Raw genomic sequence first — 7804 nt, 5'->3', positions numbered from 1 at the left:
CCGCCTGCAGGCCGACGGCCTGACGGTGCTGGCCGTGCTCAAGGACGGTCGCCCGGTGGACGCGGCGCAGGCGGGTGACGAGGTGATCGTGATCACCGACCAGACCCCGTTCTACGCCGAATCCGGCGGCCAGGTCGGCGACACCGGCGAACTTGCCGGTGCGGGCGGGCAGGTACAGGTCAGCGACACCCAGAAGTTCGCGGGCCAGTTCCATGGTCACGTCGGCACGATCACCCAGGGCAGCCTGAAGGTGGGCGATGTGCTGCGTGGCCAGGTCGATGGCGAGCGACGCGGCGCCACCATCCTCAACCACTCCGCCACCCACCTGCTGCACGCCGCCCTGCGCGAAGTGCTGGGCACCCACGTGCAGCAGAAGGGCTCGCTGGTGGCGCCGGACCGTCTGCGCTTCGACTTTGCGCACTTCGCGCCGATCAGCGCCGAGGACCTGGCGGTCGTCGAGCGCAAGGTCAATGCGCAGGTGCGGGCCAACAACGCCGTCGAAGTGCACAACATGGCCATGCAGGAAGCGCTGGACTTCGGCGCGATGGCGCTGTTCGGCGAGAAGTATGGCGAGAACGTGCGCGTGCTGAAGATGGGCGACTACTCCACCGAACTGTGCGGTGGCACCCACGTGGGCCGCACCGGTGACATCGGCCTGTTCAAGATCACCTCCGAAGGGGGTGTGTCCTCGGGCGTGCGCCGCATTGAAGCGGTGACCGGGCAGGGCGCGCTGGATTACGTGGCCCACGAAGAGGCCGTGCTGGGCGAAGCGGCGACGCTGCTCGGCGGCAATGCCGGCGACGTGGTGGAGAAGATCCGCCAGCTTGGCGAGCGCCAGAAGAAGCTGGAACGCGAACTGGACGCATTGAAGGCCAAGCAGGCCGCAGGCGCTACCGCCGACCTCGGCGCGTCGGCGGTCGAGGTCAACGGCATCAAGATCCTGGCCGCGCGCCTGGAAGGCTTCGATGCCAAGGCGCTTCGTGACGCAATCGACCGCCTCAAGCAGCAACTGGGCAACGCGGTGATCGTGCTGGCCGGCACCCAGGACGGCAAGGCAGCCCTGGTCGCGGGCGTGAACGGCAGTGCAATGGGCAAGGTCAAGGCCGGGGAACTGTTGGCCCATATCGCCAGTCAGATCGGGGGCAAGGGCGGCGGCCGCCCGGATCTCGCCCAGGGTGGTGGCGAGGACGGGCCCGCCCTTGCTTCTGCACTCGCCGCCGTTGTCGACTGGGTCACCCCCCGTATCTGAACACCTGAAGCTTCCTGCTCCTTGAAGGGGCGGGAGGCCTGACGGTACTATGGCTAATCCTTTCCCTTTGTCGTGTGGCGTTCCTTGGCTGGGCGCCGAGCCGGTGGGGAAGATCCACCGGTTCCCTGGAGACTTGCAAAAATGTTGATCCTGACTCGCCGCGTAGGCGAAACCTTGATGATCGGTGATTCGGTCAGCGTGACCGTGCTCGGCGTCAAGGGCAACCAGGTGCGTATCGGTATCACTGCTCCAAAGGATGTGGCCGTGCACCGCGAAGAGATTTACCAGCGGATCCAGCGCGGCGATGAGCCCAATGCATCCGGAAGTGAAAATTCTTCGGATTAAGGCTTTACCTTCGGGCGCGGAAAACGTTATTATTCGCGCCCCCGCTGAGATGATTCAACGCAGCGGCGGAACCAGAACACTGGAGCGGTGCCCGAGTGGCTGAAGGGGCTCCCCTGCTAAGGGAGTATAGGGCTTAAAACTCTATCGAGGGTTCGAATCCCTCCCGCTCCGCCAGTTGTAGAAAAGCCCCTGAGCGCACGCTCAGGGGCTTTTTTTTGTCTGCGAATCCGCCCGGCTGCTGTCCCGCCCCATGCGCAGCAAGCAGGGCGGTGAGGGCCGGGGAGCGCATCCACGGGCCCTCGTCGTATTCGCTGGGCAAATGAAGGCGATCACGATTCTTCATTGGTGCCTGTCCGCCGGCTCGGCTACGGTCGTTGTCCAATGCGTCCTGCGGGACGTGGCCGTATCAGGAGCAGGAAAATTTCGATGGGACGGATGGCGCTGCGTTGCTGGATGGTCATGGGCATGTTCACGGGCGTGGTCCCGCCGATCAGTGCCGCCTCGCTGGATGAGCGGCTGCATCGGGCCGCGGAAAAGGGGGATGCCGCGACGGTGCGTACGCTGCTGGGCCAAGGGGCTCCGGTGGATGCACGCAACGCGGCAAAGGCCACGCCGTTGCTGGTCGCCACCCACCACAACCACGTGGAGGCCGCGCGTGCCCTGATCCAGGCCGGTGCCGACGTGAACGCAAAGGATGCCATCCAGGACAGCCCGTACCTGTACGCCGGCGCCCGCGGGCACCTGGAGATCCTGCGCGCCACGCTGGCCGCGGGCGCGGACCTGAAAAGCACGAACCGTTACGGTGGCACCGCGCTCATTCCGGCCGCGGAGCGCGGCCATGTGGAGGCCGTGGCGACGCTGATCGCGGCAGGCGTCGACGTCGATCACGTCAACACCCTGCAGTGGACGGCGTTGTTGGAGGCGATCATCCTGAGCGATGGCGGGCCTCGGCATGTGCAGATCGTCCGCCAGCTCATTGCGGCCAAGGCCGACGTGAACCTGTCCGATGGCGAGGGCACGACCCCGCTGCAGCATGCGCGCCAGCGCGGCTACCGCCAGATCGAGGCGCTGCTCCTTGCCGCAGGCGCGCGTCCGCGCTGAGGTGCCGGAGGCACTGGGCATCGGTCGCCGGCTGGCGGCGTACGCCGGCAAGCCGCCGCCTGCAGGATGAACGCAGGCGCGCTGCGCTGACCCGTTTTTCACGGGTGGACCACTATGGTCTTCACCCGCCCCGCCGATTGCCTCCCCTGTGCTGCACGAACACGACACTGCCAAGTGGCGCATCTACGAGGCCCTCCTGCAGGCCACGCCCGACCTGTCGTATGTCTTCGACCTGCAGCACCGTTTCATCTATGCCAACAAGGCATTGCTGGACATGTGGGGCATGCGTTGGGAGGAGGCGGCCGGCAAGACCTGCCTGGAGCTGGGCTATGCGCCCTGGCATGCGGCCATGCATGACGACGAGATCGAGCAGGTGATCGCCACCCGGCGGCCGGTGCGTGGCGAGGTGCCGTTCCCGCACACCACCGAAGGCACCCGGGTCTACGACTACATCTTTACGCCGGTGTTCGGGCCGGACGGCCAGGTCGAAGCCATTGCCGGGAGCACCCGCGACATCACCGAGCGCACCCGCCATGCGCAGCACCTGCAGTTGCTGGTCAACGAATTGAACCACCGGGTCAAGAACACGCTGGCCACGGTGCAGTCGATCGCGCGGCAGACCTTCGCCAATGCCGATGGCATGGACGACGCCTGCGGCAAGATCGAAGAGCGCCTGCTGGCGCTGGCCAGCGCGCACGACATGCTGACCCGTGAGAACTGGCACAGTGCCGACGTCGCCGAGCTGGCCCGCGGACTTGCCGCCCAGGGCCGGTTCGATGCACGTCAGTTCGACGTGCAGGGCGAACCGTGCCGCATCGACCCGCGCCGTGCGATGGCCCTGGCCATGGCGCTGCACGAGTTGTGTGCCAACGCGTTGCGGCATGGCGCGTTGTCCACGCCACACGGGTCGGTGCATATTGCCTGGCAGCGTCACCACAGCGGCGAGGGTGAGGTGCTGGAGCTGGTGTGGCGCGAGCGGGGCGGCCCGCAGGTACAGCCGCCGGCCCAGCGCGGTTTTGGTTCACGGTTGCTCGAACGCGGGCTCCAACATGACATGGGGGGAGCGGTGGACCTGGCCTTTGACCCCGAGGGCGTCACGTTCCGCGTTACGATCCCCCTGCCTGATGATGCACACGAGGTTTACCCATGAAGGCGCGTGTCCTGTTGGTCGAAGACGAATCGCTGGTGGCGATGATGGTCGAAGACTCCCTGATCGAACTCGGGTATGAGGTAGCGGCGGTGGCCGCCAGCGTCGATGCTGCGCTGGCCGCCCTGCAGCGGGGCGGCATCGATTGCGCCATGCTCGACGTGAACCTCGGCGGTACTCCGTCGTTCCCGATTGCCGAAGCGCTGGAGGCGCGTGGCATTCCCTACATGTTCGTCACCGGCTATGACGGCACCGCGATCCCGCCGAACCTGCGGGCACGGCATGGGTTGCAGAAACCGTTCCGGATGCGCGAACTGCAGCAGGCCCTGGCCGGGCTGCAGGATGCGCCGGCCGCGCCGGGCGGCCTGATCGCCTGACCCGGCACGCCTTCCGCGCCGCCCGGTGATTACGCGGCGCGTGCCTGCGCCAGCGCCATCCGCACCACGCCTTCGAAGCGCTCCAGTTCGGCGCTGTCGGTGCTGGCGCGCTGGTACTGCGCCGCATCGTCCAGCACATCCAGCACCACGGCGGTACCGCTGCCGTCGTCGGCCATGACGATCACGCTTTCGTAGATGCAGCCGCTGGTCACCGCGCGCCAGCACCGCAAGGTGCTGCCGTCCAGCCACACCGCCCAGCGGTCGTCGCTTGCGCGGGGCCACAGGCCGTCGCGCAGCTGCGCCAGTTCTTCGGCGGAAAAGCCATGGCCGCACCGGATCGGCCAGCGGGTGCCGGTCAAGGGCGGAAGGCCGCCGCGCTGGGCGGGGGAAAAATCGATCATGTGCGTGCCTCGTCGGCCGTTGTGAGTGCATGCGCAGCGGAGACGCATGCCGGCACACAGTCTACCGGTGAGTTAGTAGTTTTGCTAATTTCCTGCCCGGCCACGCGCGGCGGCCGGTGACGGGCCTGCAACACGCGGCGCCACCGGGAACCGCGACAGCGACCGGTTGCGCGAGTAGAATCGCGCCGCACTGAAGGCGTTGCAGCCTTCGATCCCCCTTTCCCTCCAGCCGCCGCCAGAGGACTTCTTTCCTTGCTGGAGGCGTTGCCGTGTCCGTTGCTTCGTTCCGTGTTGTCCCCACCCGCGCCGGTCGCACTGCGCCGTCGCCGTCGATGTCCCCGCTGAGCCTGGCGCTGGCCAGTGCACTCGGCCTTGCCGTGTTCGCCACGTCCGCACAGGCAGACGATGCGCCTGCGCCGCCGAGGGATGACGCGGCGCAGACGCTGCAGACCGTGCAGGTCACCGCCAATCAGCTGGGCACCGTCACCGAAGGCAGTGATTCGTACACGCCGGGCACGATCGCCACCGCGACCCGGCTGGTGCTGAGCCCGCGGCAGACGCCGCAGTCGATCAGCGTCATCACCCGGCAGGAGATGAACGACTTCGCGCTCAACGGCATCGACGATGTCATGAAGGTCACCCCGGGCATCAGCATCGTCACCTACGACAGCGAACGCACCGAGTACTACGCGCGCGGCTTCGCGGTGCAGAACTTCCAGTACGACGGCATTCCGATGGCGCGTGACTCGGCCTATTCGGCCGGCAACACGCTCAGCGACATGGCCATCTACGACCGCGTGGAAGTGCTCAAGGGCGCCACCGGCCTGCTCACCGGCATGGGCGACCCCGGCGCGACCATCAACCTGGTGCGCAAGAAGCCGACCCGCGCACTGGCCGGCAGCGCCACGCTGGGCGTGGGGTCGTGGGACACCTACCGCGCCGAGGTGGATGTGGGCGGGCCGCTGACCGAAAGTGGCCGCGTGCGTGGCCGCGTGGTCGGGGCCTACCAGGACAAGCATTCCAATGTTGACCATTACCAGCGCAGCAACCAGGTGTTCTACGGCATCCTGGAGGCCGACATCGACGACAGCACGCTGCTCACCGTCGGGGCCGACTACCAGGACAGCGACCCGCAGGGCTCCAGCTGGGGCGGCATCCCGCTGCTGGACAGTACCGGCGCCTTCAACGACATGCCGCGCTCGTTCAACAACGGCGCCCGCTGGAGCAGCTGGGGCCAGTACAGCCGCACCGCCTTCGCCACGCTGGAGCACACCTTCGGCAACGACTGGGTGGCCAAGCTGCAGCTCAACCACCAGGTCAATGGCTACGACGCCCCGCTCGGTGCAGCCGCCGGCGGCAATCCCGACCCGGTGACCGGTGAGGGCGTAAGCATGTGGGTCGGCAAGTACGTCGGCGAGACCACCAGCAACGCGGCCGATCTGTATGTCAGTGGGAAGTTCCAGTGGTTCGGGCGCGAGCACGAACTGGTGGTCGGTGGCAGCGTGTCGCGCAAGCATTGGATCAACAACGGCTACTCGCCGCAGCCGGGCTACGTGACCGATGTCGCCGACTACTACAGCTGGGCCGGCAACGTGCCCGAGCCGGACTGGCAGTGGGGCTACGGCGACAACCAGGTGACCCGCGAGAGCGGTGCCTACGTGGTGGGCCGTTTCGACCTGGCCGATCCGTTGAAGCTGATCCTCGGCAGCCGCATCGCCAACTATAAATCGCCCGACACCGACGAAAGCGGCGTGATCGTGCCGTACGCAGGCGTGGTCTACGACCTCAACCGCAACTTCTCGGTGTTCGCCAGCTACAGCACCATCTTCAAGCCGCAGGGCAACCAGGACGAGCAGGGCAAGACGCTCGACCCGATGGAAGGGCGCAGCTACGAGGCGGGCCTGAAGGCGGAGTTCCTGGAGGGCCGCTTCAACGCCAGTGCGGCGGTGTTCCAGCTCGACCAGGACAACTACGCCGAACCCACCGGGGGCCGTACCCCCAGCGGCGGCATCGCCTACCGCGGGCTGATGGGCGTGCGCACCAAGGGCTACGAGCTGGAGATGTCCGGCCAGGTGGCGCCGGGCTGGCAGGTCCAGGGCGGCTACGCGCACAAGATCGCGCGGCAGCAGTCGGTCAAGGTCTCCACGCTGGAGCCGGAAGACCAGTTCAGCCTGCACACCAGCTACCGCCTGCAGGGCGGCGCGCTGCAGGGCTGGAGCGTGGGCGGCGGTGCGCGCTGGCAGGGCAGCACCTTCGGCACCATCACCAACCCGGCCAACGGTGCCAGCCTGGTGCATCGCACCGAGCCGTACTGGCTGCTGGACGCGATGGCGCGGTATGAGTTCAACGACCAGCTGTCGGCCACGCTCAACGTCAACAACCTGCTGGACAAGCATTACTACACGATCTTCAGCTGGTACAGCACCTACACCTGGGGCGAACCGCGCAACGTGCGGCTGACCCTCAACTACAAGTTCTGATGAAGCGCGGCACCCCGGCCAGTGCGCCGGGGTGCTGCAGGCGCCCGCGTGCAGGGCGTGCAGCGAGGCCGTGGCACACTGCCCCGACAGCATCCAGGGAGCAGAAACATGGTGCAGGGCGTGGCATTGATCATGGCGCTGGCGGCGGCCGGTTCACCGGCACCGGGCGAGGTGCGTGCCTTTCAGGTATGCGAGGGGGTGATCCTGCGTACGGCATCGATCGCCGACGGCGCGCAGGTGCCACGGATTCCCGCGCGGCGCTATCAGGCCGATGGCCACACGTTCGAATGGCGGCCGGGGGATGGGCTGAAGTTCGTCCGTCTCAGCGGTGAACTGCAGGAAGTCCGTGCCCGCTGCGATACCGCCGCGGATGGCACGGTGGCTGGCCTCGTGGTGGACGGGCGCACCTTGATTGCGCGACCGTTGAGCGACGAAGAACGCATCGTGCAGCAGCGCATCGATACGGCCCTGCGCACCATGCAGGCACAAGGCGAGGGGCCACACGACGCGGCTGCCACGACCCGTTAGGCCGCCGTTGCCGTCGTGTTGACGCCGTCCACGCATGGCGTGCACCGCGTGAATGCGAGGGTGGGCACTGGTCCGCCCTGCAGGAGTCGTTGTGAACGCACGTCGCCAGTTTCTTTCCGCTGCCGCTGTCGGCACTGCCGCATTGGCGGCATCCCCGTTGCTCGCCCAGGCCGCCG

The 7804-nt window shown here is 67.2% G+C and carries 8 protein-coding genes and 1 tRNA gene; 8 read left to right on the top strand and 1 reads right to left on the bottom strand.

Features of this window, described 5'->3' with window-relative positions:
* The 6 genes from DBR34_RS22780 to DBR34_RS11700 all read left to right on the top strand — a co-directional run.
* Positions 1 to 1249 (top strand): DHHA1 domain-containing protein (locus DBR34_RS22780; protein ID WP_258223841.1); only part of this gene is annotated, 1249 nt, incomplete at its 5' end.
* A 141-nt stretch (positions 1250 to 1390) separates the two neighbouring features.
* A complete protein-coding gene (gene csrA, locus DBR34_RS11720; RefSeq protein ID WP_019183311.1) occupies positions 1391 to 1594 on the top strand; it encodes a carbon storage regulator CsrA in 204 nt (67 codons plus the stop codon).
* An 81-nt stretch (positions 1595 to 1675) separates the two neighbouring features.
* Positions 1676 to 1768: transfer RNA gene (locus tag DBR34_RS11715), tRNA-Ser, on the top strand.
* Between the two features lie 285 nt (positions 1769 to 2053).
* Entirely contained in the window at positions 2054 to 2695 is a 642-nt protein-coding gene (locus DBR34_RS11710) for an ankyrin repeat domain-containing protein (RefSeq protein WP_128096932.1), read from the top strand.
* Between the two features lie 148 nt (positions 2696 to 2843).
* Positions 2844 to 3845 (top strand): HWE histidine kinase domain-containing protein, encoded by a 1002-nt coding sequence (locus DBR34_RS11705; protein WP_128096925.1) that lies wholly within the window; start codon positions 2844 to 2846, stop codon positions 3843 to 3845.
* Positions 3842 to 4219 carry a response regulator gene (locus tag DBR34_RS11700; protein ID WP_128096924.1) on the top strand — a complete coding sequence of 126 codons (378 nt, stop codon included), beginning with the start codon at positions 3842 to 3844 and terminating at the stop codon, positions 4217 to 4219. Before DBR34_RS11705 ends, DBR34_RS11700 begins: the two co-directional genes overlap by 4 nt.
* 29 nt (positions 4220 to 4248) lie before the next feature.
* Here the strand turns inward: DBR34_RS11700 and DBR34_RS11695 are convergent, their stop codons facing one another.
* The gene (locus tag DBR34_RS11695) at positions 4249 to 4620 is read right to left on the bottom strand and encodes a hypothetical protein (RefSeq protein ID WP_128096923.1); all 372 of its coding nucleotides are present in this window, start codon (positions 4618 to 4620) and stop codon (positions 4249 to 4251) included.
* Between the two features lie 332 nt (positions 4621 to 4952).
* On the opposite strand from DBR34_RS11695, the gene DBR34_RS11690 reads away from it, so the two are divergent.
* Both DBR34_RS11690 and DBR34_RS11685 read left to right on the top strand, forming a co-directional pair.
* Positions 4953 to 7100 (top strand): TonB-dependent siderophore receptor, encoded by a 2148-nt coding sequence (locus DBR34_RS11690; RefSeq protein ID WP_128096931.1) that lies wholly within the window; start codon positions 4953 to 4955, stop codon positions 7098 to 7100.
* Positions 7101 to 7208: 108 nt separating this feature from the next.
* Positions 7209 to 7628, top strand: coding sequence for a hypothetical protein (locus DBR34_RS11685; RefSeq protein WP_128096922.1), 420 nt, complete (start codon positions 7209 to 7211; stop codon positions 7626 to 7628).
* Positions 7629 to 7804: the final 176 nt, after the last annotated feature.

The sequence above is a fragment of the Stenotrophomonas sp. HMWF003 genome (genome assembly GCF_003061285.1).
GTDB lineage: Bacteria > Pseudomonadota > Gammaproteobacteria > Xanthomonadales > Xanthomonadaceae > Stenotrophomonas > Stenotrophomonas maltophilia_AP.
The sequence above is the reverse complement of the archived record's forward strand: the minus strand, read 5'-3'. Positions and strand labels throughout refer to the sequence as shown.

Excerpts from the sequence above, each read along its gene's own strand:
- csrA (WP_019183311.1), top strand. The coding sequence starts at position 1,391 with ATGTTGATCCTGACTCGCCGCGTAGGCGAAACCTTGATGATCGGTGAT.
- DBR34_RS11710 (WP_128096932.1), top strand. The coding sequence starts at position 2,054 with ATGGGCATGTTCACGGGCGTGGTCCCGCCGATCAGTGCCGCCTCGCTG.
- DBR34_RS11700 (WP_128096924.1), top strand. The coding sequence starts at position 3,842 with ATGAAGGCGCGTGTCCTGTTGGTCGAAGACGAATCGCTGGTGGCGATG.
- DBR34_RS11695 (WP_128096923.1), bottom strand. The coding sequence starts at position 4,620 with ATGATCGATTTTTCCCCCGCCCAGCGCGGCGGCCTTCCGCCCTTGACC.
- DBR34_RS11690 (WP_128096931.1), top strand. The coding sequence starts at position 4,953 with ATGTCCCCGCTGAGCCTGGCGCTGGCCAGTGCACTCGGCCTTGCCGTG.
- DBR34_RS11685 (WP_128096922.1), top strand. The coding sequence starts at position 7,209 with ATGGTGCAGGGCGTGGCATTGATCATGGCGCTGGCGGCGGCCGGTTCA.